Source organism: Streptomyces solicavernae (genome assembly GCF_029968095.1).
In the GTDB taxonomy this organism is placed as follows: domain Bacteria; phylum Actinomycetota; class Actinomycetes; order Streptomycetales; family Streptomycetaceae; genus Streptomyces; species Streptomyces solicavernae.
This window is the reverse complement of the sequence record NZ_JASCIR010000001.1, coordinates 221,764-248,101: the sequence shown is the minus strand read 5'-3', so window position 1 is coordinate 248,101 and position 26,338 is coordinate 221,764. Positions and strand designations below refer to the sequence as shown.

Here is a 26,338-nt window from a genome sequence, read left to right as displayed (position 1 = left end):
CGCGGTCCGGCGCGTCACGTTAGGCAGGCGTCAGGTCGACTCGAAGCCCCTGGAGCCCGTGCAGGGTCAAGGACGTTTTCCACGCCGGCTCCTCGGCGAGTTCGATTCGGGAGAACTTCCGCATCAGCCCCTGGAGGGCAAACCGGCCTTCGAGCCGAGCAAGTGCTGCTCCCAGACAGAAATGTATGCCTCCGCCGAAGGAGACCGGTTGTACGTCGGTCCGGCGCACGTCCAGCCGATCGGGATCGCGGTACCGGCTCGGATCACGGTTCGCCGCGCCGAGCAACGTCACGATCGATTCGCCGGCCGGGATCGTGACGTCACCGAGCCGGAGATCGTTGCGTGCGGTCCGGGGGCTGAGCTGCACGGAGGCGTCATACCTGAGGAGCTCCTCCACCGCCCCTGACGCGAGACCGGGTTCGCGACGAAGGGCGAGCATCTGATCGGGGTTGCGCAGCAGCGCCAGCAAGCCGTTACCGATCAGGTTCGTCGTGCTTTCGAAGCCGGCACCGAAAAGAAACTGAACCAGGCTCATGAGCTCACGGTGGGTCAGCTGTTCGCCGCCGTCCTCCGCCGCGAGAAGTGTCGAGACAAGGTCATCCGCCGGGTGTTTACGGCGCTTGGTGATCAGCTCTTCGAAGTAGTCGTTTATCTCTACAGCCGCGCCGTCCGCGGTGGCCAGTTGCGCCGGACTCGGACGCGGCTCCATCGAGAGCGTCACGTCCCGGAAGAGCTGCTGGAAACGAGGCCAGTCCTCACGAGGTACTCCGATGATCTCGCTTATCACCGAAGCCGGAAGCGGGAAGGCGAACTCACGGAGAAGGTCAACCTCTCCCACTTTCTCGCAGAGGGGCGTCAGAAGTTCGTCGACCAGTTGCTCGATCTTGGGTTCCAGCTTGGCAATGGAGTGAGCCGTGAAACCCTTGCTCACCAATTTTCGTTGCCTCGTGTGCTTGGGGGGATTCGCCCACATGAGGTGTTCCAGTACGCGCGTGTAGGAGGGGTGGTCCGCCCAATCCGCGACGCCCTGTGCGCGGATGAAACTCTGTACGTCTTTCCCGACCTCGGACGATCGAAGAACTTCGACGACCTGGGCGTGCCCGCTCAAGACCCAGTGGCCGGCCTGGCTGCGAGCCACCGGTGCGACGTCGCGCAGCCGGTGGTAGGTCGGGTACGGGTCGGCGGCGCACGCCGGGTTCGAGAACAACTCGCCGAGTATGCGGTCGACTTCGGCCGCCGACGCCTGCTGGGTGTAGGGACTCACCATTTCCCTCCTCGGTCATCTGAACGCCTCGGGGTGCGCACCGCGGGTGCAATTAAGTCAGCATGACTGATGGTTAGTGCAGCTGTCAATCAAGGTGGATGATGATATTTAGACGGAAGGTTAGCGTTCTGTGCCGCATCCTTGCGGCTGCGGCATGCAGACCCCAAGACTGAATCCGCCTCGATCGGCCCGGGTCGGTGAGGTCCAGGCGCACGTCGGGGCCCAGGCTCGCGGTGCCTCGTCGTTTGGCGTCTTCGGTCGACGTACAGGTGCCGGCGCAGCAGTTTCGCGATGGCGCGACGATGGCGGCAAGCTGGCTAATCGTGTCTATAACTGATCATCTGTGCCGTCCATTGACATGTTCGGAGACAGTCCTTAAGTATGACCGTCGCGTCAGATGCTTACGGGGGAGTGCAGAGATGTCGATCAAGTCAGCGTTCGTCTATCCCGGCCAGGGCAGTCAGTTCGTCGGGATGGGGGCCGATCTGATGCACGATCGGCCTCAACTGACAGAGGTGTTCGAACACGTCGAGGCCGTCACGGGGCGTCCGGTGATCGAGCCGATGGTGCACGGTCCGGAGGACCGGCTGCGCGAGACAAGGACGGCCCAGCTCGTCCTGTTCACGTTCGGCGCGGCGATGACACGGGCGCTCGCCGCGGAGGGCGTCGTACCCCAACTGGTCGCGGGCCACAGCCTCGGCGAGTTCACCGCCCTCGTCGCGGGCGGCTGGCTCGACCTGGACGAGGCCGCCGCGACCGTGGTCCAGCGTGCCGACGCCATGGCCCGCTGCTGCCACGAGCGGGCCGGTGGGATGGCGGCGGTGATGGGCACCGACCCGGAAGAGGTCGCCCAGGTCCTGGCGCGGCACCCCGGACGACGCGACGACGGGCGCCCGCGCACGGCCGTCATCGCCAACTACAACTCTCCTCGGCAGACCGTCATCTCCGGCGACGCCGCGACCGTCGAGGAGATAGGGGAGGCGATCCGTACGGAGTCGATCGGCGTCGCCCAGCCCCTGTCTGTCGCAGGCGCCTTCCACTCACCGCTCATGCGGCCCGCCCAGGACACACTCATGGCCACGATCGCCGGCCTGCCGTTGCGCCGTGGGCACACGCCGATGGTCAGCAGCGTCACCGGCGGGCTGGTCACCGACCTCGGGCACTACCGCGACGCCCTCGCCCACCAAATCACCGCACCCGTGCACTGGACGCGGACGGCCCGTCGGATCCTGGGCCACCGGCCGCACCGAATCGTCGAGGTCGGACCCGGAACCACACTGCGGAGCTTGATCCGCAAGGTCGATCGCGGACAGGAAATCCATCCCTGCGGCAACACGAACGAGCTGCGTGCCGTCACCGGCACGCGCGGCTGAGACACGACCGGAAGTTCCACGGAACAGAAGGAGACGTCCGACATGACCGCAACCTACGACGCCATCGTCATCGGTGGAGGCCCCTCCGGCGCCACCACCGCCGGCCTTCTGGCCAAGGCCGGACACAACGTGCTCGTCCTGGAGAAGGAACAGTTCCCCCGCTATCACATCGGTGAGTCGCTCATCCCGGGCCTCAACGCCGTCGTCGACGAACTCGGCGTCCGGGAGACCATCGACGCCGCCGGCTTCACCCGCAAGGCAGGCATCTCGCTGCTCTGGGGAGCCGAGCGCAAGCTCTGGAGCATCGCCTTCGGGGAGAGTGGCCCCTACGACTACACGTGGCAGGTCAAGCGCGCCGAGTTCGACCTCCTCCTGCTTGAGCACGCTCGCAAGCTCGGAGCCATGGTCATCGAGCACGCGTCGGTGCGCGAGGTGCTGACCACCGACGGCAGGGCCACCGGCGTGACGTACACGATCGGCCGCGGTACGGAGCCGATCCGGGCGGAGGCCCGCTGCATCGTCGACGCCTCCGGCCAGTCCAAGATTCTCGCCCGGGAGTTCGGGCTGGTCGAAATGCACGACGACCTCAAGAACCTGGCCGTGTGGACCTACTACCAGGGTGGCGATCGGCTTCCCGACGAGCTGTCGGGCAACATCCTCGTCGAGAATCACCCGGACGGCTGGCTCTGGGTCATCCCGCTGTCCGACGGCACCCAGAGCGTGGGATTCGTCGGCCCCAACGACCGGGTAGCGGAGGACACCCGGCCGAGTCTGGAGTTGCTCGAAAGCAAGATAGCCACGTCGCGCGAGGCCAAGAAGCTGCTCAGGAACGCCACCCAGGTTGCCGGGTGTCGCACGGCGAAGGATTGGTCCTACACCTGCTCCCGGTTCTTCGGGCCCGGCTACCTGATGGTCGGCGACGCCGCCGCGTTCATCGACCCGCTGTTCTCCACCGGGGTCACGCTCGCGATGAAGGGCGCCAGCTCGGCCGCGGCGACCGTCTCCGCGATACTCCAGGAGCCCGACCGAGAGGAAGAGTACGGGCAGGCCTACGACCAGGGCCTGCGTGAGTTCCTCGGCAACGTGCTGTCCTTCGTGCGCTTCTTCTACGACGCGAGCAAAGACGTCGAGGCGTACTGGGCCAAGGCGAAGGACCTGATCGACCCGATCGGCTGGATGACCGCCCGGGACGACTTCATCATCATGGTCTCCGGCCTCAACGCCGAGCTGGCCGTGATGCAGCCGCACCACGACGCCGCGCCGGAGGGCGTCGCCGAAGGCCGCCTTGCCAGCAGCCGCAACAAGGGCGTGGAGTGGGCGAACGTCGAGTCGGTGACCCGATGACGGTCGTCGACGCGCACGCGCACGGCCTGCCGCCGTGGGTCCAGGCGGCGTTCCTGGAGTGGCTCGCGGAGTCGGGCTCGACGGCCGAGGGGCCCCCGGGTCTCTGGCAGTCCCCGGCGTTCGACGGCCCGGAGCGGCAGCTGGCCGACGCCGACTTGCACGGGATCAAGACCACCGTACTGACGCACAGCTCGAACGCCGTGGCCGCGCTGCACTCGGCCGCGGTGCGCGGAGAGCGGCGGCGAGGTCCGGCCGAGACCATCGCCACGGTCAACAACGAGATGCGGGCGTGGTCCGTGCGGACCGGTGGGCGTCTGCAGGCCGCGCGCTGGGTGGACCCCCGGTTCGTCGAGTCGGCCGAGGCCGAGATCGAGCGGGCGGCCACCGACGGCGGCATTCCCGCAATCTCGATGAACACCGCGTACCTGGAGCCGTCGACCGGCCGGTTACGGTTCCTCGACGACCCGGAGTTCGCCCCGGTACTGGCCGCCGCCGAGGCGCGCGGCGTCGTCCTGTTCGTGCATCCCTCGGCGAAGTTCCAGCTCGGGTCCGAGCCGCCGTTGCCCGGCCGCGCGGAGCACCTGCTGACCGGCTCGCTGTCCATGCTGGTCGAGACGACCGTCTGTGTGATGCGCCTGGTGCTGCGCGGCAGGCTGGAGCAGCACTCCGGGCTGCGACTTGTGTTCGGCCAGCTCGGCGGTGTGCTGCCGCTCGCGCTCGGCCGGTTCGACCTGATCCACCGGCTCGTCGGCGGTGCGGACGCCGACGCGGCGCGGGCCTCCGGCGCGCTGCGCCACCTGCGTGACTACGCGGGCAACATCTACGCGGACACGCACTCCTCCGACGCCGCCGGGCTGCGGTGCACCCTCGAGGCGCTCGGCGAGGAACGGATCCTCTTCGGCAGCGACTTCCCGGTGACGCCCGGCGAGTTCGGGCGCGCCGACGCGCTGGAGGTGCTGCGGGGAGCATCGCTCCCGGCGGCGACGGTCCACGCCATCGAATCCGGTAACGCCCGGTCACTCCTCGGGCTGGGCGAGCCACTGACCGTCAGCGACGAGGGAGCAGCAGCATGATCGCGCATGTCGTTCTCTACCGGTACCCGGAAACGATGTCCGAGACGGATCGGGAGCGGTTCCGCAAGGAGCTTGCCGAGGCCACCCGGAGCACGGGTGTGGTCGAACGGTTCACGGCGGGCCGGCACGTTCCGCTGCCGGCCGACGACGCGGCGACCGAGTCGCTGTACTCCGTCGCCGCCCGCTGGGAGTTCACCGATCTTGAGCAGCTGCGCGCCTTCTCCGTGCACCCCGCCATGAGCGGCGTGGTGGACGCCTGGGTCCGTCGGCTGGGCATCGGCGTCGCCTTCGCCAACACTGCAGACGAAGAGCATGAGGTCTGGACATGACCGAGTTGACTGACAAGGTCTGCCTCATCACCGGCGCCGCATCGGGAATCGGCCGGGCCACCGCCCGCGTGCTGGCCGAAGCGGGTGCATCGGTGCTGGCCGTCGACGTGGATGAGGCGGGTCTGAAGTCCCTCGCCGAGGAGACCACCCTGCTCGGCGTCCGTCCTCTCGACGTGGCCGACCCCGACTCGGTGCGCGACGCGGTCTCCGACCTCGTCGCACTGGGCGGTGGGATCCACGCGTGCCTGACGTTCGCTGCCGTCGTAGCCAACTGGGGACCACCGGCCGAGATCGACGACGAGCTGTGGACGAGGGTGCTCGACATCAACCTGCGCGGGACCACCGGCGTGTGCCGCGCGGTACTCCCGTCGATGTCCCCGGGCGGATCGATCGTGACCTGCTCAAGCATCGCGGGCGGGCTCAAGCCGAGCCCCTCCAGGGCGCCGTACACCGCGGCCAAGGCCGGGGTCGTCGCGCACACCCGGGATCTCGCCGTCGCCTACGGGCCGACGGGCATCCGGGTCAACACGATCATCCCCGGATTCATCGACACCCCGATGTCCCGAAAGCTGGTCCGGGGACACGAGGAGCAGGCCGAGGCGGAGCGGGGACGCATTCCGCTGCGTCGGCTCGGCACCGCGCACGAGGTCGCCGACGTCGCCCGCTTCCTGGTGTCCGACGCATCTTCCTACATCACCGGCGCGACGCTCGTCGTCGACGGAGGGCTGAGCCTTGTCTGAGCAGCCAGGAACCACTCCGACACCGGCCCGGATCCTCGACTTCGCCTGGGGGCTTGGGCGTACGGCCACCCTGGTCACGGCACTCGACCTGGACGTCTTCACCGCCATAGCCGAGGGCCACGACACGGTGGAGGACCTGGGCCGCCGCACCGGTGCGAGCATGCGCGGTCTGCGCGCGCTGCTCACTGCGCTGCACGCCTCGGAGTTCGTGCATCGCGAGGGCCACCGCTACCGACTGGCCGACGACACCGCCCTGTACCTGGTCCGCGGCTCGCGTGCCTACCTCGGGGACATGCGGCACATCCACCGGGAGCTGAACTTTCGGATCTGGCCCCAGCTCACCGAAGCGGTGCGCACCGACACTCCGTGCAAGGAGATCTTCGCCGACCGGGCGGACGAAGTCTGGGTCAAGATCACGCCCTATCTGGACGCACTCGCGGTGGGCGCCGGCCACTGGATCGCCGACGTCGCCGGTGACCTGGTCAAGCCGCGGCCCCGAATCCTCGACGTGGGGTGCGGGTACGGCGGTTCCGGACGCGCGCTGGCCGAGAGCTGGGACGGTACGGTCGTCGGCATCGACCGGGAGGTCTCGGTGTCCGAGGCCCGCAGGCTCGCCCGCGAGGCGGGGTTGGGGGACCGGGCCGAGTACTGGGCCGGCGACCTCTTCGCCGTGCCCTGGGGCGGACCGTACGACGTGGTGTTGCTGGGCAATCTGCTGCACGGGTATCCGCCCGCACAGGTGGTCGAGATCCTTGAGTTGTGCTCGGCGGCTCTGGCGGACGACGGTGTGCTGCTGCTCGACGAAATCGTCCCGGACGACACGGAGACCGATCCGGTGGGCGCCTTCTTCTCCCTTCAGATGCTGATGACCAGCGCGGGTTCAGCCCATGGACTCGACGACTACGGCCGGTGGCTCGCCGACGCGGGCCTGCCGGTGTGCAGACAGCTGAGGTCGCCGACCGGGCCGGGCACGCTCGTGGTCGCGACGCGCGGGAGGCAGTCGTGAAACGGGTCGCGGTGACCGGGCTCGGAGTCCTGGCCCCCAACGGCATCGGGACGAAGGACTTCATGGCCGGACTCTGCGCGGGCCGCTCCGGGGTGATCACCGGCCGTGAGTTCGACACGTCCCTGCTGGCCTCCCGGATCTACGGGACGCTGCCGGAGTGCGACCTGCCCGGCCTCTCTGCCGAGCACAGCACCGGGGACGACCGGGTCGTCCGCATCGCGCTGCGGGCTGCCCGGGAGGCCATCACCTCGGCTGGTCTGCTCGACGAGGACATCGCCCCGGAACGGATGGGCGTCGTCATGGCGAACGCGATCGGCGGAACGAAGTTCATGACCGAACACTTCCCGCAGATCACCGGAGGCGGCACGGCCGCGGTCGACGTGGCCGCGGCTCACCCCCGCCTGCACGTCGCGGCCACGTTCAACCGGCCCGCGACAGCCATCGCCGATGCGCACGGGATACGCGGCCCGGTGATGACCCCGGCCACCGGCTGCACCGGGGGCAACGACGCGGTCGGTTTCGCGCTCGACGCGATTCGCCGCGGCGAGGCGGACGTGATGGTCACCGGCGCCGCAGAGGCTCCGCTGACCCCGTTCGTCGTCGCCTGCTTCGACGTGATCGGCGCTCTATCCACGCGCAACGACGGTCCGGAGGCCGCCTCCAGGCCGTTCGACGCCGACCGGGACGGCTTCGTACTCGGCGAGGGCGCCGGTGTGGCAGTGCTGGAGGAGTGGGAACACGCCCGCCGCCGGGGGGCACCGATCCTCGCCGAGGTCTTGGGCTTCGGGAGCACGTCGAACGCGTTCCACATGACCGACCTGGACAGCGAGGGGACGCATCTTGCCCGTTCCTTCCAGCTCGCACTGGACGACGCCCGGTGTTCCGCCACGAGCGTCGACTATGTCAACGCGCACGGCAGCTCGACACCGCAGAACGACGTGTGCGAGACCAACGCGATCAAGACGGTGCTCGGGGCGCACGCCTACCGGACCCCGGTCAGCTCGATCAAATCGATGGTCGGCCACGCGCTGGCCGCGGCGAACGCGCTGGAGCTCGTGGCGTGCGTACTGGCTCTGGAAGAGGGCGTGATCCCACCGACGATCAACCACCACACCCCCGGCGACTCCTGCGACCTCGACTACGTACCGAACGAGGCACGGGAAGGGCGGACGAAGGTCATCGCCAGCCTGTCCAGCGGCTTCGGCGGAATCCACTCCACCGTCGTACTCGGCAGCCCCCGCACGACCGGCTCCGGGGAGGGCGGACGATGACCGGCACCGTGATCACCGGAATCGGGCTCGCCCTGCCCGGTGCCTCGGACACCGACCAGCTCTGGCGCTCGGTGACCGGGGGCCGAAGCGCCGTGCGGCCCATCGAGCGGTTCGACACCGACTCCTACCCGTGTCCCAACGCCGGCTTTCTGGCCGAGGAGACCGAGCGGGAGACCATCGGCACGTTCACCCCACGGGTGCGCAAGCGGATGGACCGCTTCTGCCAACTGGCGCTCTCGGCCGCCCGGTCCGCCCAGCACGACGCCGGCCTCGCACCGAGCGCGGACGCAGATCGGACCGGGGTGTACGTGGGCAACATGTTCGGTGGCTGGGAGATCACCGAGCCGAGCCTGCGCGGCCTGTTGGACCGGGGCTACACCGGGGTCAGCCCACACATCGCGTCGGCGTGGTTCCCCACCGCGCCACAGGGGCAGATCACCATCGGAAACGGGCTGACCGGTTTGAGCAAGACCCTCGTGGCGGACAGTGCGAGTGCCGCGCTGGCCATCGGCTACGGGGCCCGGGCGGTGGCCGAGGGACGCGCCGATGTACTGCTCGCGGGCGGCGCGGAGGCACCCGTGACGCCATACACCTACACGTTCTGCACCACCTCGGGACGGCTTTCCCCCACTGGGACCTACCGGCCCGGGGACGACGCGGCGGACGGGTTCTGCGTCGGTGAGGGTGCCGTGATGCTCGTCCTGGAGCGCGAGGAGACGGCCCGGGCGCGTGCGGCGGTCCCGCTGGCCAGGCTGGCGGGCTTCGCCGTCCGGCACGTACCGGAGGACGAGGTGTTCGGGCCGTCCGACACCAAGGCGCTCGCCGCGGTTCTCACGGCAGCGCTCGACGAGGCGGGCACTGATCGCGTCGACTGTGTCGCCCTCGACGCACAGGGAACCGCCGGAGCCGACGAGTCCGAGCTGTCCGCCATCCACTCGGTGCTCGGTCCTGTCCCCCTCACCACGGCCAAGCCGGTGACCGGCAATCTCCTCGGCGCGGCGCCCGCGGTGGACGCGGCGGTCGCCCTGCTGAGCCTGCGGCACGGCACGATCCCGCCGGTGGCGGGCTGCGAGCGCCCGCGGAACGCGGACATCGTCGTCGGCGCGCCGCGCGAGACGCCCGTACGCAACGTCGCCCTGCTCGCCAGGGGCGCCGACGGCACGATCGCCGCGAGCGTGCTGCGGGCCATCTGATCCCCTCACTGTGAAAGAAGGTGTCATGACCAGCACCCAGAGCACATACGGGCAGGTGCACGACGTCCTCGTCGAGGTCGGCCTGGAGCCGTCGGAGATCACCAGCGGGGCCGCGCTCCGCGCCGACCTGGGCGTGGACTCGGCCGAACTCGTCGAGATCGTGACCGAGCTCGCACCGGGCAGCAAGGTGGACGGAAAAGTGCTGAAGTCCGTGGTGACCGTCGCCGACCTGGTCGTTTTCCTGGACAACCTGGCCTGAACCAGCCGAACTTCTCACGAGGAGCCACCATGGAGAACACGCAGCACACCGAGCACACGGTCACCGCGCAGGCGCCGCAGAGCGTCGTCTGGGAGGTTCTGACGGACATTGAGAACTACCCGAACCTCTTCGGCGCCACCAAGTCCGCCGTCATCACCGAGCGGGGGGACGGCTACGAGATAGCCCGGCTTGAGGTGGACGTCAGCGGGCAGTTGCAGGCCTGGACCACCCGCCGTGACCTGGATCCGGAACTGGGCGTCGTCGCCTATCGCCAGCTGGAGACGGCGCCGCTCGTGGAACACATGAGCGGGGAATGGCGGGCACTTCCGTACGGACCGGACCGCACCCAGGTCGTGCTGACCCACGACTTCGCCGCCCGCCGGGAGGGTGCGGACGGCAAGGTAGCCGGCCACTTCACCCATGCCGAGGCCCACGAGATGCTCGCGGGGGCCGTCGAGCGCAACAGCACGGCGCATCTGGCCGCGGTCCGCGACGAGGCCGAGCGCCGTGCCGCCAGGGCGAAGAGGGCCGCGTAATGGCCACGTTGATCGACCTCAGCGTGCCCACGGGGCCGAACGCCGGCGAAGCGACTCCAGTGCAGATCGACACCCTCACTCACGAGCAAGGACCGGCGGTGCTGGGGCTGAAGACGTCCGACTTCCCGGACGGCATGGCCATCTCGAGCGAGACGATCACGCTGACGACGCACACCGGTACCCACATGGACGCGCCGCTGCACTACGGCCCGCATAGTGGCGGCGAACCGGCCCGGAGCATCGACCAGGTTCCCCTGGAGTGGTGCATCGGGCCGGGAGTCCGGCTCGACGTGCGCCACATCAAACCCGGTGAGGCGATCGGCGAGGACGATGTGACCGAGGCACTGGGCGTAGCCGAACACACCCTCGGCGACGGGGACATCGTGCTCCTGTGGACCGGGGCGGACCGGCTGTGGGGAAGCTCCGACTACCTGACCACGTACCCCGGTCTGTCCGGTGGCGCCACCCGGTTCCTGGTGGAACGGGGGGTCCGCGTGATCGGCATCGACGCTTGGGGGCTCGACCGGCCGATGGCGAGCATGATCGAGGACTACCGGCGCACCGGGGACCGGGAAACGCTCTGGCCGGCGCACGTGTATGGGCGGGAACGCGAGTACCTCCAACTGGAAAAGCTGGCCAACCTCGGGCAGCTGCCCGGCCCGACCGGATTCACCGTCCTGTGCTTCCCGATACCGGTGGTGAACGCCGGGGCCGGATGGACCCGCGTCGTGGCGGTGACCGGCAGGTTCGTCGAGTCCGACGGGTGACGGCCCGGCCACGGCACGCGCGACGTGCCATGGCCGGGCGGGCACGCGTTCCCCGCCCGGGAGCCCCCAGACCGGGAGCCCCAGGGGGTACGACCGGCCTGCCCGATCCGTCGGACGCCACATAACGACGCCACATAAGGGCTGCGCACCACAAGAAGGAGTCGTACCCATGAGCAACGACGCAACTTCCGTGCCCGTCAGGCCCGGTGCGCCGCCGGACATCGTCGCGGCACTCGCGGAAGCGGTGAACGTGTTCGACGCGACACTGACGGGAGTTCAGGGCGGTGCCTGGGACACCGCGTCCCCGTGCTCCGAGTGGTCCACCCGGGACGTCGTGGGACACGTCATCGGCACCCTCGGCAAGGTCGCCCTGATTGCGCGGGGCGAGCCCACGCAATCCGCGCCTTCGCAGCCCGGCGCCGCCGCCACGGGCGACCCGGTGAAGGCATGGCGGGACGCGGCGGCGGCGGCGCGCACGGCCGTCGCCGAGGCCGACCCCAAGCTGCAGGTCGACACGCCGGCCGGGCGCCAGAACCTGGCCAGAGCGCTGGCGTTCCCGGTCTCGGACATCGTCGTGCACGCCTGGGACATCGCGGCGGCGACCGGCCGGCCGCTCAGGCTGCCCGATTCCCTGCTCGCCCACATCGTGCACACTTGCGCGCAGGTACCGGAGGCGGCGCTGCGCGGCCCGGGGCGGATCGGTGAGGCGCGGCCGTCGGCGCCCGGAGCCGACGACACCACGCGGATGATGGCCTGGCTCGGCCGGGACGTCGAACGGTGGGCGACTACGGACGACGCCCGGGCTCCCGCGATCCGGGACGCCGAGGCGTACTCCGCCGAACTGCTCGCCCTGGACCGGGCCCATGTGTGGCATCCCTTCCGGCCCATGCCGGGCGTGGACGAACAGCTGCTGGTCACCGAAGCCGAAGGTGTCCGGCTGACCCTCGCCGACGGCCGGGAACTCATCGACGGAATGTCGTCGTTCTGGGCCGCCGTCCACGGCTACCGCAACCCGGTACTGGACAAGGCACTGGCCGATCAGGCGAGTCGGTTCACGCACGTGATGTTCGGCGGTCTGACCCACGAGCCGGCGATCCGGCTCGCGCACACGCTGGTGGACCTGACGCCCGACGGCCTGGAGCACGTGTATTTCTGCGACTCCGGGGCGGTGTCGGTCGAGGTCGCGTTGAAGATGTGCCTCCAGTACTGGCGTTCGTCGGGTCAGAGCGAGAAACGCCGGATACTCACCTGGCGTCGTGGGTACCACGGCGCCAGTCTCCACGCGATGAGCGTGTGCGACCCGGACGACGGGGGACACGCGTCGTGGCAGGGACTCCTGCCCGAGCAGGTGTTCCTTCCGGCGCCGCCCGCGTCGTCGTCCACCAGCCTGCGCAACGCCACCACCCTGGCACGGACCGACGACGAGCAGCTCGATCCGGCGTACGTCGACACCATGGCGCGGACCATCGCGGAACACGCCGACGAGTTGGCGGCAATCATCGTGGAACCGGTGGTGCAGAGCGCCGGGGGGATGCGCTTCCACGACCCCGGATACCTGCGGGTGCTGCGCGACCTCGCCGACGAGCACGACGTACTTCTGATCTTCGACGAGATGGCCACCGGATTCGGCCACACCGGTGCCCTGTTCGCCGCCGATCACGTCGGCGTCACACCCGACGTGATGTGCCTCGGCAAGACCCTCACGGGCGGGTACATGTCCATGGCCGCGACTCTCTGCACGAAGCGCGTCGCCGACGGGATCCGGCAGGGCGAGCTGCCAGTGCTGGTGCACGGTCAGACCTTCATGGCCAACGCGTTGACGGCGGCCGTGGCCAACGCCTCGCTGGGTCTGCTCGTCGACGGCGACTGGAAGGGCGACGTGGCGCGGATCGAGAGGGCGCTGCGCCGGGGACTGCAGGAGGCGGTGCATGTCGACGGTGTCGTCGACGTCCGGGTTCTCGGCGCCATCGGGGTGATCGAACTCGACCACCCCGTCGACAAGCGGATGGCCGAGGCGGCGGTCGACAACGGCGTCTGGCTGCGTCCCTTCGGGAACCTGATCTACTGCCTGCCGCCCTACCTCTGCACGGACGACGACATCGCCCGGATCTGCGCCGCGATGGTCGCCGCCGCAAGCGTCGGGGCGGACCCGAATCCGCCCAGGCCCTAGGTATGTCCACAGAGGTGTCAACCCCGCGCGGGTGCTCGACCGGGACCCGGTCGGTCTGTCCGGACCGACCCACTCGAAAAGGAGCGATCGATGCCAGACCATGATGTGATCGTCGTCGGCGGAGGCCACAACGGGCTGACGGCCGGCGCCTACATGGCCAAGGCCGGGCTCGACGTCGTCGTGCTGGAGGCGAGCGACGAGGTGGGCGGAGGCGTGGTGACCCAGGAGGTCACCCTGCCCGGGTTCCGGCACGACCTGCACGCCATCGCCCATGTGTTCGTGCAGCTCAACCCACTGATCCGGAACGACGAGCTGGGCCTGCTCTCACGGTACGGACTGGAGTACGTCTTCCCGGACCCGGCCATCGCCGTGGCCTTCCCGGACGGGGACCACATCGAGTTCTACCAGGACCCCGACCGGACCGCGGAGACCATCGCCGCGATCTCGCCCGCCGACGCGCAGAACTACCTGCGCTTCCACAAGTTCGCCGACAGCATGCTGGACATGCTCGTCGACGCGATGTTCTCGCCGCCGCTGCCGATGGGCAAGTTCTTCGCCCTGCTGGGCCGAACCGAGGCCGGGCGGGAGATGACGCGCCTGCTGATGATGAGTTACCTCGACGTCATCGACGAGTGGTTCGAGCACCCGAAGATCAAGGCCGCGCTCGCGCGGTGGGTGTCCGAGCTCATCTGCGCACCGGAGGAGGGCGGCACGGGCGCTTTCCTGCTGGCGATGGTGCCCACGATGCACCGTTACGGCGTGGGGTTTCCGGTCGGCGGGTCTGGCGCCCTCTCAGCGGCTCTGGCCAGTGCCTTCGTCGATCTCGGCGGGACGATCAGGACCGGCGCCCCGGTGGACCGCTTCCTGTTCGAGGGCGAGCGGGTGACCGGCGTGCGGCTGGGCACGGGGGAGGAGGTCACCGCGGCACGGGCCGTCGTGGCGGACCTCAACATCCGCCAGATCCCCGAGATGGTCGACCACAGGTTCGGACCCGAGTGGGACGCGAAGGCGTTGCGTGGCAAACGGACCGCCTTCAGCTGCCTGGTCGGCCACCTCGCGCTGAGCGAGGCTCCGGTGTACGCCGCGGGCGACGAGGTGACCCGCGCCGGAATCCAGGAGTTCGCGCTGCCGCTGCCGGAGCTGCGCCAGGCTTTCGACGGGCTGAAGTACGGCACGACGGCGGTCGGCATGCCCAGCGCCGTCGTCGCGAGCGTCTGGGACCCGACACGCGCGCCCGAGGGCCAACACACCCTGTACCTGCTTGGGTACGCCCCGATGGAGTTGGAAGAGCAGAGCTGGGACGAGCACAAGGAAGAGATCTTCGAGGAGATCTTCGCGACGTTCTGCAAGCTGACCACGAACATGGACTCGACGAAGGTGCTGTCCCGCAGCATCAAGTCACCGCTCGACGCGGCCAGGTTCAACGCGTCCTGGCCCAGCGGCGACGCCAGCCACCTCGGTCAGCAGATCCACCAGTACCTGGGGAACCGGCCGATGCCGAACATGGGCTACCGGCTGCCGGCCGACGGGTTCTTCCTCGTCGGCCCGTCGACCCATCCGGGCGGTGGGGCGAACTGCGGGGCACGCGCCGGGGTCCAGGCGATCCTCACCGACCTCGGCATCGATCCGGGCCCGGTGCTCCGGCCGAGCTGATCGACGCTCCATCCGCATCCGACCCCGCCCGAGGCGACTCGCACCGACCACCGACCTCTGACAGGAGAATCCGTCATGCAGCACGAGACCGACTTCGACGCCGTCTACCAGGGCCGGGAGTCCGCACAGAACGTCCCCTGGGTGCCGTGGAACATCGGGGAGCCCCAGCCCAAGCTGGCCGAGCTCGAACCGCAGGGGGTGTTCCGCAGCGATGTCCTGGACGCCGGCTGCGGAGTCGGGGTCACGAGCCTGTTCCTGGCCCGGCTGGGATACACGGTCGTCGGGCTCGACTCGGCGCCGTCCGCCATCGCGGCCGCGGAACAGGCGACGGAAGGTCACGACCTCCCGGTCACGTTCGACGTGGCCGACCTGACCACGTTGCAGGGCTACGAGGGGCGCTTCCGCGCGGTCGTCGACTCGGGGACGATACCGGCCGTCCCGGACGACAAGCGCGCGGACTACCTGGTGTGCCTCGCCCGCTCCACCACCGACGACGCAACGCTCTCGATCCTCACGTTCGCCCGGGACGCGCGGTCGGTGATGCCGAAGGGGCCGACCTTGTTCAGCGCCGACGAGCTGGCGACGCTCGTGGAGAAGGACTGGGAGATCGATCGGCTGGAGCCGTCCTCCATCGCGGCGCGGCTGGCCCCGGAGCTCGGCGACAAGGCTCTCGGGACCGACGAGAAGGGCCGGGTGCTGGTCCCGGCGCTGCTGCTCGTCGCACACAAGCGGTAGTCGCCTTCCCGCACCGGCCCCGCACGGGTGGCGTGGGCCGGTGCCGCCTTCACACAGAGTCCTCGTGCCCCTGCCGGACTGCCGGACTGCCGGGTGACCGATGGCCAGGGTCCGGTGCCCGTTGCCGGAGCCGCTCGTTCTTCTTGCCCACGCGAAGGACTGCACCCGTGCAGAAGGAGTGCTCGTGACCACCCACCAAACAGTCATGATCACGGTCGGTCTGGCATTGATACTCGTGCTCGCGCACGTGCTCGGGCGCCTCGCGCGGCGGTGCGGCCAGCCCGCGGTCATCGGCGAGATCCTGGCCGGCATCCTGCTCGGTCCGACCCTGTTTCACGGTGCCCTGTCGGAAATGCTCGTACCTCTCGACACCCGGCCGATGCTCACCACGCTCGGCAACCTCGGGGTCGCGCTCTTCATGTTCCTGGTCGGTCTCGAACTCGACTACCGGCTCCTGCGCGGGAACGGGCGGGTCACGGCCGGGGTGGCCGTCGGGTCGATCGTCTGCGCGTTCGGACTCGGTGTCCTGCTCGCGCTGTACCTGTGGAACGACCACGCGGTCGAACACCGCCTCGGCTTCCTGCTGTTCATCGGCGCGGCCATGTCCATCACGGCGTTCCCGGTGCTGGCCCGCATCCTCACCGACCGGCGGATCCAGCACACCAGGGTCGGCGCATTGGCCCTGGCGAGTGCGGCCGTCGGGGACGTGGCGGCCTGGCTGCTGCTCGCGGCGCTGCTCACCTTCGCCGGGAGCCAGAACTCCTGGCAGGTCCTGCTGGTCGTGCCGTACGCACTGGCCATGGTGTGGGTGCTGCGGCCGTTGCTCGGCAGGCTCTTGGCCGCGCCGACCCGGGGCCGAGGAGCCCCGGAACACGGGGTCGTGGAGCAAGGCCTCAGTGCCACGCAGCTCGTCACCCTGACGGCGCTGCTGCTGGTCTCCGGCGCGCTGAGCGAGTGGCTCGGGCTGCACTTCATCTTCGGTGTGTTCCTCGTCGGCGCGATCGTGCCACGGCGTGGCACAGAGAGGCTGCGAGCGGCGGTCAGGGACCGGTTCGAGACGATCATCTGGATGCTGTTGCCGGCTTACTTCGCCGTGTTGGGATTGAAAGTGGACCTGACCACAGTGGGCGGTGACGGGCTCGGCAAACTGGGGCTGATCCTGCTCGTGGCGATCGGCGGCAAGTTCGGAGGCGCCTATCTGGGGGCACGGTTCGCCGGCCAGCCCCGGAGGTCGGCCACGACGCTGGGCATCCTCATGAACACCCGCGGCCTCACCGAACTGATCATCCTCGGCGTCGGCCTGCAACTGGGTCTGCTCGATGCGGAGTTGTACTCGCTGATGGTGGTCATGGCCCTCGTCACCACCGCCATGACCGCACCACTGCTGCGCTGCGCCTATCCGAGCCACATGATCGACGCGGACCTGCGGGAGCTGGCCGAGCAGCGGATCGGGGAGACGAAGTGCACCAAGCTCGCCCGGCCCGTGGGCGCGAAGCGGCCGGAAGGGGGGTGACGGCCCCCGCCCTCCTGACGGGGTCGCCGTCCCCGGCCGCCCGGAGTGTTTCCGTCAGCCGGCGTCCGACGACGCGACGTCGTCGGGTACAACCAACGAAATCAGGATCGAGATCAAGCGCTCGCGGCTCTGTTCGCTTACGGGCGCAAGGAACCGTTTCGTCACCTTCTCCTCGACCGAGTCGAGGCCACCGCGGAGCTGGCGCTCCCCGTACTCGGTCAGCGTCACGGCGTAGCGTCGGCGGTCGTGCTGGTCACGCAGCCTGACGACGTAGCCCATCCGCTCCAGTTCGTCGACCAGGGTCACCATCGTCGACCGGTCGATACGCAGGTGCTCACCGATGTACTGCTGCGAGCGGTTGCCGTTGACGTCGATGAACCGGAGGATTCCCCAGTTCCGCGCGCTGAGTCCGTACGGAGCAAGCTCGGTCTCGAACTGCGCGGTCAGGAGCTGCCCGGCCTTGTTCAGCAGAAACCCGATGGAGTTCGCGAAGTTCGGCGGCAGGGTTGGCGATCCGTTCGGGTTGGTATCCGTTTGGTTAATGTCATCCATCGTCTGACCTGTCTATGCTCAGTGGTTTGATTGTGGTCAGCCAAGACAGTCAGCCACCATGACGAGCTTAGCGCTACCAGGCTTGACGAGCCAGTGGCGTCCATTCACTTATTCGGACCTGTTCGTCAGTCGACTGTGAAGAGCCGTTCGAACAAGGTCGGGGCGACGTTGCACGCCCTTGTTCCATGCCACACCGGATCGACGTGCAAAGAGTATCGCCGCTGCCGCTAGAGGGGGCGGGAGCGATGCGGCCGCAGAACCTGGCACGCAGGTGTCGTTCATCGTCTTTGGCCCAGATTGACAAGCCGACTGATCAAATCCACTATGAATAGTGGGAGTTGGAGACCATCAGTACCCAGACCATCAGTACCCATGAGGATATTGTTCGGATGTCGAGCACGGAGCCTCCGAGGGAGGGTGTGATGGCGACCGCCCGTCCGGTCGCGCTGCCGCGCCGCGGGTGTGTGCCGTTCATCGACGCTCCGATCTACAGCAGTCCACATCCACACGTATGAGGAGAGCACCATGAGTGGAGACATCGTCTTCTTCGACCTGCCCGGTAAGGACGCCGGGGCAACGGCGAAGTTCTGGGAGTCGCTGTTCGGGTGGGAGTTCAAGAAGGGGAACTTCCCGGGTTACTCGATGATTCACGGCCCGAGCCCGATGGGTGGCTTCCCGCACGGGGACACATCGAAGTTCCCGCGCGTCTACTTCGGCGTCGACGACCTGAACGCGGCCACCGACCGGGTCCGTGAACTCGGCGGCACGGCGGGCGAGACGGTGACCATCCCCGCGGGAAGGTTCGCCAACTGTGTCGATGACCAGGGAGTGGAGTTCAGCCTCTTCCAGGCGGCCGGCGAGTAGGGCTGATCCCGGCCGGAATCACCGGAATCAGGGGTGGGGGACCGTCAGCGCGGTGGCGACCAGGCCGTCGCGGACGGTCCACCGCCCCTCGAATTGCCCGATCCTGTGTCTCCCCACCAGCGGTCCGGGGAGGAGGAGCTCGGCCCGGAAGCGTCCCTGCGGCGCTGCATCGGCTTCCTCAGGATCCTGGTGGAGCTCGATGGCCGCCTCCTCGAAGCCGAGCCACATCCCCGTCAGGGGGAACCAGGCCTTGTACACGGACTCCTTGGCGCTGAACAGCAGTCGGTCCCAGTGGATGTCGGGCCGCCCGTCGGCGAGGGCGGCCAGACGGTCCCGCTCGGCGGGAAGCGACACGGAACGCAGAACGCCGTCCCGGAGCGGACGGTGCGGCTCGGCGTCGATGCCGAGGGAGGCCAGGCTGGTGGCGCGGGTGAGGGCGGCGGCCCGGTATCCGTCGCAGTGGGTCATGCTGCCGAGCAGGCCCTCGGGCCAGCGCGGGGCGCCGTGCTCTCCCGGCAGGACGGGCTGCGGGGGGAGGCCGAGCTTCACCATGGCCCGGCGGGCGCAGGTGCGTACCGCGGTGAACTCGTGGCGCCGTTTGGCCACCACCCGTGCCACCACCGCCTCTTCATCGGGGGGGAGTGCGGCGCGGTCGTCGTCGGCCTCTCGGCTCTCCACGGCGACCACCGGGTCCGGGAGCAGTTCCTCGATCACCGGCTCGGCCCTTTCTTGGGCGTGATGCGGCGCCGTCTGCCGGGCGGCGCCGTTCGGATGCGTCACCACGGGACCACACCTCATGGCGTCGGGGAAGAGCCCCTGGGGCGGATCCGTTTGCCCCGGCCAACCCAGCCGGGAGGGGGAGCGGGCTCGCGCCGACTGTTGCTCAGAGCCGGCCCCGCCGCTTGAAGACAATGTACAAACCCAGGCACACCATGCCCATCAGGCCGATCGCGAACGGGTAGCCGAACGGCCAGTGCAGCTCGGGCACTTGTCGAAGTTCATACCGCTGTTTGGCCCCCAGCCGCCACCCTTCAGGTCGGTGGCACCACCCCGCGACCTCTGGAGGCTGCTGACCGGGACTCGCGAGGTTGGTAGGCGGTGCCCCTACGACGGGGTCGCTGGGGCATCTGCGTCAGTCGACCGTGACGACGACCGAGTGCCGGCCGGAGGCGCCGTCCGGGATGGTGGGCGTGCGGCGCCCGGTCTGGGTCCTGCCCGTGCGGTCGGTGGCGCGGACGGCCAGGGTGTGGGTGCCGGGGTCAGCCTTCCACTCGTACGACCACTGGCGCCAGGTGTCCCGGGTGTCCTCGGCGGCGAGGCGGGCCTCCTGCCACGGGCCGTCGTCGACCCGGACCTCGACCTTGTCGATGCCGCGGTGCTGGGCCCAGGCGACCCCGGCCACCATGACGGTCCCCGCGGCCGGGCGGGCGAACGGCTTGGGGGTGTCGATACGGGACTGGGTCTTGACCGGAGCGCGCGGCGCCCAGTCTCGTTTCACCCAGTATGTGTCGTACGCGTCGAACGTGGTCAGCTCGATCTCCTTGATCCACTTGCAGGCCGAGACATAGCCGTACAGGCCGGGCACCAGCATGCGGACCGGGAAGCCGTGCACGAACGGCAGCGGTTCGCCGTTCATGCCGACGGCGAGCATCGCGTCGCGCCCGTCGAGCACGTCCTCGACGGGCGTGCCGAGCGTCATGCCGTCCACGGAGCGCGCCACGAGCTGGTCGGCGGGCCCGCCCTCGGACGGCGGCCTGACGCCGCACTGCCGGAGCAGATCGGCCAGGGGTACGCCGATCCAGCGGGCGTTGCCGACGTACGGGCCGCCGACCTCATTGGAGACGCAGGTCAGGGTGATGGAGCGCTCGATGAGCGGCATCCTCAGCAAGTCGTCGAAGGTCAGGGTCCGTTCGCGGGCGACGCCCCTGCCGTGGATACGGAGCTTCCAGGTGGTGGCGTCGACCTTGGGGACGACCAGGGCGGTGTCGACGCGGTAGAAGTCGCGGTTGGGCGTCACGAACGGGCTGATCCCCTTGATGCGCAGCGCGGCTCCACGGGGGGTGGGCGCGGCGCTGGACGACGGTGCGGGGAGCAGCACGTCCTTGCGGGAGGCGACGGCGCCGCGCCCCTGCGAACCGGTCAGCGCCCGGCCCGCGAGCCCGGCGCCGGTCGACGCGGCGGCTGCGGCGGTCGCGGCGAGGATGAAGCCGCGGCGGTCGAAGCCGGACCGGTCTGCCTCCTCCCCTGTGGCGGCGGGCGGCTCGGCCGGTCCGAGGCGGCCGATCAGCAAGTACAGGAGCGCTGTGCCGACCAGCCCACCGGCCACGGAGGGCAGGGCGTCGGCCACGCCGACCGAGTCGGGCCGCCCGGTGGCGGCCAGCGCCCCGACCACGCCGAAGGCGAGGACGCCGAGCGAGCCGATACGGCGCCACCGGGTCGCGAGCACGCCGAGGAACAGGGCCAGGCCGCAGAGCACGGCGAGGATGCCGAGCTGCAGCACCAGCTTGTCGTGCGTACCGAACTGGCGGATCGCCCAGTCCTTCACGGCGGCGGGCGTACGGTCGATCGCCGCGCCGCCGACCGCGACGACCGGCCCCGACTCGGGCCGTACGGCGGCGGCGACCAGCTCGGCGACCGCGAGCGCCGCGTACCCGGCGAGCAGGCCGCTCAGCGCGCCGAGAGACAGCCGCCTCAGGCCCTGCACTGTCATTTCGTCGTCCACGTCGTCCACGTCGTCCTCGCCGTCCACGTCGTCCACGTCGTCCACGTCGTCCACGTCGTCCACGTCGTCCTCGCCGTCCACGTCCTCGTCGTCCACGTCGTCCACGTAAGTAATCCGTTCCCGTGCCGGTTCCGGCTTGGAGCGACCAATCCGTTCCCGAACTCGCCCCGGATCACCTGTGATGAGGGCAGAGCGCCCTCACGTATCCGATCGCTGAGGGATTGCCATGCAGAACCGAGTCCGTCGTGCCGCCGTCGCCGTCGCCGCTGCCGTTGTGCTGCCGCTGTCCCTGACCGCCTGCTCCGACAGCGGTTCCCAGGACAAGGCGTCCGACAGCGCCGCCTCGTCCGCATCGAAGGAAGGGTCGAAGGAGAAGGAGTCCGGGACGTCCGCCCCCGCGGACGGTGCGGGAACATCGAACGAGCCGTTCGGTCCGGCCTGTGCGTCCGTCCCCGAGGAGGGCGCGGGCTCGTTCGACGGGATGGCCAAGGACCCCGTCGCCACCGCCGCATCCAACAACCCGGCCCTGTCCACACTGGTCACCGCCGTCAAGAAGGCCGGCCTCGTCGACACCCTGAACAACGCGAAGGACATCACCGTCTTCGCGCCCACCAACGACGCCTTCGGCAAGATCCCGAAGGCGGACCTGGACAAGGTCCTCAACGACAAGGAGCAGCTGACCAAGATCCTGACCCACCACGTGGTTGCCCAGAAGCTCACTCCGAAGGACCTGGAGAACGGCTCCTTCGACACCCTGGCGAAGACGAAGGTCAGCACCTCCGGCTCCGGAGAGTCCTTCAAGGTCGCCGACTCGGCCACCGTGGTCTGCGGCAACGTCAAGACCGCCAACGCCAACGTCTACATCATCGACTCGGTGCTCATGCCCAAGAGCTGAACCGGGCACGAGAGCTGAATCCGGCGCCGCTTCTTCTCATGGTCTCCGCCCGATCCGTCGCCTCCCCGGCCTCGGATCGGCCCGTCCCCTCCCCGGCCCCGGATTACCCGTCGCCTCGTCGGGCGCGGGCGGTGACCCGGTCCGTCGCGTCCTGGTCACCGCCCTACGGCCGTGTGGGGCCCCCGGCTCCCCGCACCTCCACGCCCTGCGCATGGTCTACCTACTGCAGGGCGCCGTGGTCCGACCGGCCGGGCCGCGCACGTACGCCGCGCTCGCCCGCGCACGTACCCCACGGCTGCGCCGCGCACGTACGCCACGCTCGCCCGCGCACGTACCCCACGGCTGCGCCGCGCACGTACGCCACGCTCGCCCGCGCACGTACCCCACGGCTGCGCCGCGCACCTACCAACGGCCGGGCCGGCAACCGGCCCTGGGCTCAGGCCGGCAGCGGCATCAGTGCCACCGGCGGGGACGTCGGCTGCTCCGAGCCGCCGGCCGGCTCGACGGTGATCCCCATGCCGGACGCCCCGGCCACGGTGCCGCTCATCAGCACCGTCTGCGCGCTGCGCCCCGGTTCCATGAGCCCGGCGGAACGCATCGTCCCGCCCTCGTCGAACCACAGCTGGTACGTCTTGCCCTGAGGCGGCGGCGCCATCCCGGAGACAACGAACACGGCCTTGTCCTGGCTCCTGGAGACGACGACCGTGCCGGTCGCACCGTCGCCCAGCTTCGCCGAACCGCTGCGGGCGTCCGGCGCCGCGAGCACGGCGGCGACCCGGTCGGCGTCCTGTGCGGCCTGCCTGGCCTGGTCGAGGGCGTCCTCGGCGCGCTCGTGCTGCCACACCGCGACGCCGCCGAACGCCGCGGCCGCCGCCACGCACGCGGCGAGCGCCCAGCGCGACAGCAGCATCCGGCGCGCGGTGGCCCGCGGCGCCGAGGTGGCCGCACCGGCCTCACGGGGCGTCTCCTGACGGACCGTCGTGATCCGTCGCAGCACCTCGTCCCGCAGCTCGGCCCGCGGCGTGACGCTGACCGCGAGGCCGAGCCGTGCGGAGGTCGCCGTCAGCTCGGCCGTCTCCTGCGTGCAGGGCGCACACCCGGACAGATGCCGCTCGAACGCCGCCCGCTCGGTGTCGGACAGCGCGTCGACGGCGTACGCGCCGGTCAGCGTGTGCAGGTCAGCGGTGTTCACGCGGTCACCCCCAGGCAGTCACGCAGCCGGATCAGACCGTCGCGCATACGGGTTTTCACGGTGCCGAGGGGCAGCGTCAGGACTTCGGCGACCTCACGGTAGGTGAGCCCGCGGTAGTAGGCGAGGGTGACGGCCTGGCGCTGGATCTCGGTCAGCGTGCGCATGCAGCGCCGCACCTGCTCCCGTTCGAGCCGGGCCTCCACCTGCTCGGTCACCGTGTCGTACGCGGGCGTCCGGTCGAGGAGCGCCGCCTTGCGGTCGCGGGCCGCGGCTGCCTCGGCGGAGCGCACCCGGTCGACCGCCCGGCGGTGGGCCAGGGTCAGGATCCAGTTGATCGCCGTCCCCCGGTCCGCCCGGTACCGGGCGGCGGTCCGCCAGAGCTCGACCATGATCTCCTGCGCCACCTCCTCGGACTGGGCGTGGTCGCGCAGCACGGCGCGCACGGTGCCGAGCACGGGCCCCATCGTCCTGTCGTACACCGACGCGAACGCCTCCTGGTCGCCCAGGGCCACCCGGCGCATCAGCTCCTGCAGGTCTGGCTCGGCGGAGGGGGCTCCGCCGGTGGACACGGCTTCCTTCACGGGCTGCTCCGGGGTAGGCACGGGTGTCAGAGGTAATCCGGACCCGTCCGGGCCGCGGATGGGTCGAGCGGGCCATCCACCTGTCCCGCGGCCACGAACGAGGAGCATGAGTGCCCAGGCGCCCGACCCGCCAGCCCAGCCCGACCCGCCAGTCCAGCCAGTCCAGCCCGACCCGCCAGTCCAGCCAGTCCAGCCCGACCCGCCAGTCCAGCCCGACCGGCCAGTCCAGCCCGACCAGCCCGATCAGCCCACGGCTCGCAGGCGGACCCCTCGCAGGCGGACCCCTCGAAGGCGGCCGCCGTACGGGCCGTGGTCGCCCTCGCGCCCTGGTGCCCGTACGGCGAACCCGTCGCGCACCTGCGGGACAAGGACGTGGTCGTGCTGCACGGCGAGCGCGACCGCGTCACCGACCCGCGCGCCTCGGCGGTGTTCCTGCACCGGGCCCGTACGGCCGGCGCGCGGACGGACCTGCTGCCCGGCGCCGACCACGCGATGCTCCGCAACAGCACCCGCCGGCACCGCACGACGGCCACAGCGGTCGCCCGCCTGCTCAGCCGCCAAGTGCCGCCCTAGTACTGCAACCGCATAGGGGAACGCAGTGGGGCGGAAGACCTGTTGTCCTCCGCCCCACGGCATCCACGGGCCGCCTCGGTCAGCTGTCCTCCGGCCGCTGCGGGGTCCAGTCGCCCCCGTCGCGCCGTGCGGCCTCCTCCGCCTCGGCCTGCTTGGCCCGGACCTCGGGGTCGAGGGCGTCCTGGCGGCTGCCGTCGACCGCGGACAGGCGGGACGAGTCCGGTACTTCGGTGGGGGCCGGGGGTTCCACGAGCCAGTCCGGGTTGGCCTGCTTGTCCCACCACTTCCACGCGGCGAACGCGGCGACGCCGAGCAGGCCGACCACACCGATCCGCTTCAGGGCGCGGCCGGCGAAGGCGCGGCGCCGGTGCTTGCGGACCAGGTGCTCGATCTCCTTCGGCGAGACCTGCCCGCGCAGCGCGGAGACGGCGGCGCTGCCGCGCGCGGCCGCTTCCGTCGCCACGGGCTGCGCGGCGGCGACGGCCTGTTCGACGTGCGGCCGGGCCGCGTCCGCCGCCTGCCGGGCCGCCCGGCGGGTCTGGTGCGCGGCCCGGTCCAGGGTCGGCGGCACATGCGTGAGGGCCTGCGTGCGGGCCTGTTCGAGCCGCGGGGCGAGATGCGCGCCGTACTGGGCGCGTGCCTGCTCGGCCGCCTGATGGGCGGCGTCGGTCACCTTCGGCGCCAGCCGTACGCGGGCTTCGTGCGCGTAGAGCGCCGCCCGGTCCTTGGCCGTGTCGGCGTAGGGCGCCACCACTTCCGCGGCGTGACGCACGCTGTCCTTCGCCGAGCTTGCCGCGGCGCGCGCGTGGTCGATGCGGGTCACGGGTTCCTCCTCCTCGGTGGCGTACGGTATTTCACCTTTCCACCCTTTTTCGGATCATGCCCGTCGGGGGACGGGGCGGCACGCGTGGGCAGGCATCCGGGTACTCCGTGTTCGCGTCGGACACCCGAACGTCGTGCCCAGTCTCCTCGGTTCCGGCGCATCTGTCCCCTTCTCGTACGGGTTCCGATCGCCGTACGGGCTCCTACGGGTTCGCTCTCCGGGGCGCGGATCCGTGGGAGGATTCGGGGCGTCAGAGAAGGCATCGGAGAAGGCAACGGAAGGCAGATCGTGGCTGAGCAGCTTTACGCCACCCTGAAGACCAACCAAGGCGACATCGAGATCCGGCTGCTGCCGAACCACGCGCCCAAGACGGTTGCGAACTTCGTGGAACTCGCCCAGGGCGAGCGGGAGTGGACGCACCCGGCCACCGGCAAGAAGTCCACGGACAGGCTGTACGACGGCACGGTCTTCCACCGCGTGATCAGCGGCTTCATGATCCAGGGCGGCGACCCGCTGGGCAACGGCACCGGCGGCCCGGGCTACGAGTTCAAGGACGAGTTCCACCCGGAGCTCGGCTTCGACCGGCCCTACCTCCTGGCGATGGCCAACGCGGGCCCCGGCACCAACGGCTCGCAGTTCTTCATCACCGTCTCGCCGACCGCCTGGCTGACCCGTAAGCACACCATCTTCGGCGAGGTCACCGACACCGCGAGCCAGAAGGTCGTGGACGCCATTGCGGCCACGCAGACCAACCCGCGCACCGACCGCCCGGTCAACGACGTCGTCATCGAGTCGGTCGTCGTCGAGAAGCGCGAGGGCTGAGCTCCGCCGGCTCCCGCCGGGAACCTTTTCGCCCCGCTCGTCCGTATGGATGAGCGGGGCGGTGCGTTGCGTGCCCGTGCCGTCGTAC

The 26,338-nt window shown here is 69.9% G+C and carries 27 protein-coding genes and 1 pseudogene; 20 read left to right on the top strand and 8 right to left on the bottom strand.

The window, feature by feature from the left end; genetic code table 11:
- Positions 1–19: 19 nt before the first annotated feature.
- Positions 20–1,264 (bottom strand): cytochrome P450, encoded by a 1,245-nt coding sequence (locus QIS99_RS01140; RefSeq protein ID WP_282509409.1) that lies wholly within the window; start codon positions 1,262–1,264, stop codon positions 20–22.
- Positions 1,265–1,683: 419 nt separating this feature from the next.
- On the opposite strand from QIS99_RS01140, the gene QIS99_RS01135 reads away from it, so the two are divergent.
- The 16 genes and pseudogenes from QIS99_RS01135 to QIS99_RS01060 all read left to right on the top strand — a co-directional run bounded on the left by QIS99_RS01135 (position 1,684) and on the right by QIS99_RS01060 (position 17,226).
- Positions 1,684–2,637 carry an ACP S-malonyltransferase gene (locus QIS99_RS01135; protein WP_282509407.1) on the top strand — a complete coding sequence of 318 codons (954 nt, stop codon included), beginning with the start codon at positions 1,684–1,686 and terminating at the stop codon, positions 2,635–2,637.
- A gap of 42 nt (positions 2,638–2,679) precedes the next feature.
- Entirely contained in the window at positions 2,680–3,981 is a 1,302-nt protein-coding gene (locus tag QIS99_RS01130) for an NAD(P)/FAD-dependent oxidoreductase (protein ID WP_282509405.1), read from the top strand.
- Positions 3,978–5,054 carry an amidohydrolase family protein gene (locus QIS99_RS01125; protein WP_282509403.1) on the top strand — a complete coding sequence of 359 codons (1,077 nt, stop codon included), beginning with the start codon at positions 3,978–3,980 and terminating at the stop codon, positions 5,052–5,054. Before QIS99_RS01130 ends, QIS99_RS01125 begins: the two co-directional genes overlap by 4 nt.
- Positions 5,051–5,383, top strand: coding sequence for a Dabb family protein (locus tag QIS99_RS01120; protein ID WP_282509401.1), 333 nt, complete (start codon positions 5,051–5,053; stop codon positions 5,381–5,383). The genes QIS99_RS01125 and QIS99_RS01120 overlap by 4 nt, the downstream gene beginning before the upstream one ends.
- Entirely contained in the window at positions 5,380–6,123 is a 744-nt protein-coding gene (locus QIS99_RS01115) for an SDR family NAD(P)-dependent oxidoreductase (protein ID WP_282509399.1), read from the top strand. The genes QIS99_RS01120 and QIS99_RS01115 overlap by 4 nt, the downstream gene beginning before the upstream one ends.
- On the top strand, positions 6,116–7,129 hold the full coding sequence (locus QIS99_RS01110; RefSeq protein WP_282509397.1) for a class I SAM-dependent methyltransferase: 1,014 nt from the start codon (positions 6,116–6,118) through the stop codon (positions 7,127–7,129). Before QIS99_RS01115 ends, QIS99_RS01110 begins: the two co-directional genes overlap by 8 nt.
- Entirely contained in the window at positions 7,126–8,400 is a 1,275-nt protein-coding gene (locus QIS99_RS01105) for a beta-ketoacyl-[acyl-carrier-protein] synthase family protein (RefSeq protein ID WP_282509395.1), read from the top strand. Before QIS99_RS01110 ends, QIS99_RS01105 begins: the two co-directional genes overlap by 4 nt.
- Positions 8,397–9,593, top strand: a complete 1,197-nt coding sequence (locus tag QIS99_RS01100) for a beta-ketoacyl-[acyl-carrier-protein] synthase family protein (protein ID WP_282509393.1) — start codon at positions 8,397–8,399, stop codon at positions 9,591–9,593. Before QIS99_RS01105 ends, QIS99_RS01100 begins: the two co-directional genes overlap by 4 nt.
- A gap of 25 nt (positions 9,594–9,618) precedes the next feature.
- The gene (locus tag QIS99_RS01095; RefSeq protein WP_282509391.1) at positions 9,619–9,852 is read left to right on the top strand and encodes an acyl carrier protein; all 234 of its coding nucleotides are present in this window, start codon (positions 9,619–9,621) and stop codon (positions 9,850–9,852) included.
- Between the two features lie 29 nt (positions 9,853–9,881).
- Positions 9,882–10,388: an aromatase/cyclase gene (locus QIS99_RS01090; protein WP_282509389.1), complete on the top strand. Its 507-nt coding sequence runs from the start codon at positions 9,882–9,884 to the stop codon at positions 10,386–10,388.
- Positions 10,388–11,155 carry a cyclase family protein gene (locus QIS99_RS01085; protein WP_282509387.1) on the top strand — a complete coding sequence of 256 codons (768 nt, stop codon included), beginning with the start codon at positions 10,388–10,390 and terminating at the stop codon, positions 11,153–11,155. The genes QIS99_RS01090 and QIS99_RS01085 overlap by 1 nt, the downstream gene beginning before the upstream one ends.
- A 169-nt stretch (positions 11,156–11,324) precedes the next feature.
- Positions 11,325–11,909: pseudogene (locus QIS99_RS01080) on the top strand (TIGR03086 family metal-binding protein); the annotation flags it as partial.
- The gene (locus QIS99_RS01075) at positions 11,904–13,325 is read left to right on the top strand and encodes an adenosylmethionine--8-amino-7-oxononanoate transaminase (RefSeq protein ID WP_282509895.1); all 1,422 of its coding nucleotides are present in this window, start codon (positions 11,904–11,906) and stop codon (positions 13,323–13,325) included. The pseudogene QIS99_RS01080 and the gene QIS99_RS01075, both read left to right, overlap by 6 nt.
- A 90-nt stretch (positions 13,326–13,415) precedes the next feature.
- Entirely contained in the window at positions 13,416–14,978 is a 1,563-nt protein-coding gene (locus QIS99_RS01070) for a phytoene desaturase family protein (RefSeq protein ID WP_282509385.1), read from the top strand.
- Positions 14,979–15,053: 75 nt separating this feature from the next.
- On the top strand, positions 15,054–15,713 hold the full coding sequence (locus QIS99_RS01065; RefSeq protein ID WP_282509382.1) for a class I SAM-dependent methyltransferase: 660 nt from the start codon (positions 15,054–15,056) through the stop codon (positions 15,711–15,713).
- Between the two features lie 184 nt (positions 15,714–15,897).
- Positions 15,898–17,226, top strand: coding sequence for a cation:proton antiporter (locus QIS99_RS01060; protein WP_282509380.1), 1,329 nt, complete (start codon positions 15,898–15,900; stop codon positions 17,224–17,226).
- 54 nt (positions 17,227–17,280) lie between these two features.
- Here QIS99_RS01060 and QIS99_RS01055 read toward each other — a convergent pair whose 3' ends face one another.
- Complete coding sequence (locus QIS99_RS01055) at positions 17,281–17,778, bottom strand: MarR family winged helix-turn-helix transcriptional regulator (RefSeq protein ID WP_282509378.1); 498 nt, start codon at positions 17,776–17,778, stop codon at positions 17,281–17,283.
- A 525-nt stretch (positions 17,779–18,303) separates the two neighbouring features.
- Here QIS99_RS01055 and QIS99_RS01050 point away from each other — a divergent pair.
- Positions 18,304–18,642, top strand: a complete 339-nt coding sequence (locus tag QIS99_RS01050; protein ID WP_282509376.1) for a VOC family protein — start codon at positions 18,304–18,306, stop codon at positions 18,640–18,642.
- 27 nt (positions 18,643–18,669) lie between these two features.
- On the opposite strand, the gene QIS99_RS01045 is transcribed toward QIS99_RS01050, so the two are convergent.
- The 3 genes from QIS99_RS01045 to QIS99_RS01035 all read right to left on the bottom strand — a co-directional run bounded on the left by QIS99_RS01045 (position 18,670) and on the right by QIS99_RS01035 (position 21,352).
- Positions 18,670–19,356 (bottom strand): 4'-phosphopantetheinyl transferase family protein, encoded by a 687-nt coding sequence (locus QIS99_RS01045; RefSeq protein ID WP_282509893.1) that lies wholly within the window; start codon positions 19,354–19,356, stop codon positions 18,670–18,672.
- A gap of 169 nt (positions 19,357–19,525) precedes the next feature.
- Positions 19,526–19,630 (bottom strand): CorA family divalent cation transporter, encoded by a 105-nt coding sequence (locus tag QIS99_RS01040; protein ID WP_408909457.1) that lies wholly within the window; start codon positions 19,628–19,630, stop codon positions 19,526–19,528.
- 144 nt (positions 19,631–19,774) lie between these two features.
- On the bottom strand, positions 19,775–21,352 hold the full coding sequence (locus QIS99_RS01035) for a sulfite oxidase (RefSeq protein WP_282509891.1): 1,578 nt from the start codon (positions 21,350–21,352) through the stop codon (positions 19,775–19,777).
- Between the two features lie 238 nt (positions 21,353–21,590).
- On the opposite strand from QIS99_RS01035, the gene QIS99_RS01030 reads away from it, so the two are divergent.
- Positions 21,591–22,259, top strand: coding sequence for a fasciclin domain-containing protein (locus QIS99_RS01030; RefSeq protein ID WP_282509375.1), 669 nt, complete (start codon positions 21,591–21,593; stop codon positions 22,257–22,259).
- Between the two features lie 436 nt (positions 22,260–22,695).
- Here QIS99_RS01030 and QIS99_RS01025 read toward each other — a convergent pair whose 3' ends face one another.
- The gene (locus QIS99_RS01025; RefSeq protein ID WP_282509374.1) at positions 22,696–23,451 is read right to left on the bottom strand and encodes an anti-sigma factor; all 756 of its coding nucleotides are present in this window, start codon (positions 23,449–23,451) and stop codon (positions 22,696–22,698) included.
- Positions 23,448–24,032, bottom strand: a complete 585-nt coding sequence (gene sigK, locus QIS99_RS01020) for an ECF RNA polymerase sigma factor SigK (RefSeq protein WP_282509372.1) — start codon at positions 24,030–24,032, stop codon at positions 23,448–23,450. Before sigK ends, QIS99_RS01025 begins: the two co-directional genes overlap by 4 nt.
- Positions 24,033–24,341: 309 nt before the next feature.
- Between sigK and QIS99_RS01015 the strand changes: the two genes are divergently transcribed.
- The gene (locus QIS99_RS01015; RefSeq protein ID WP_349017260.1) at positions 24,342–24,605 is read left to right on the top strand and encodes a hypothetical protein; all 264 of its coding nucleotides are present in this window, start codon (positions 24,342–24,344) and stop codon (positions 24,603–24,605) included.
- Between the two features lie 79 nt (positions 24,606–24,684).
- Here QIS99_RS01015 and QIS99_RS01010 read toward each other — a convergent pair whose 3' ends face one another.
- Complete coding sequence (locus QIS99_RS01010) at positions 24,685–25,428, bottom strand: DUF5324 family protein (protein ID WP_282509370.1); 744 nt, start codon at positions 25,426–25,428, stop codon at positions 24,685–24,687.
- A 288-nt stretch (positions 25,429–25,716) separates the two neighbouring features.
- On the opposite strand from QIS99_RS01010, the gene QIS99_RS01005 reads away from it, so the two are divergent.
- A complete protein-coding gene (locus QIS99_RS01005) occupies positions 25,717–26,250 on the top strand; it encodes a peptidylprolyl isomerase (RefSeq protein WP_282509368.1) in 534 nt (177 codons plus the stop codon).
- Positions 26,251–26,338: the final 88 nt, after the last annotated feature.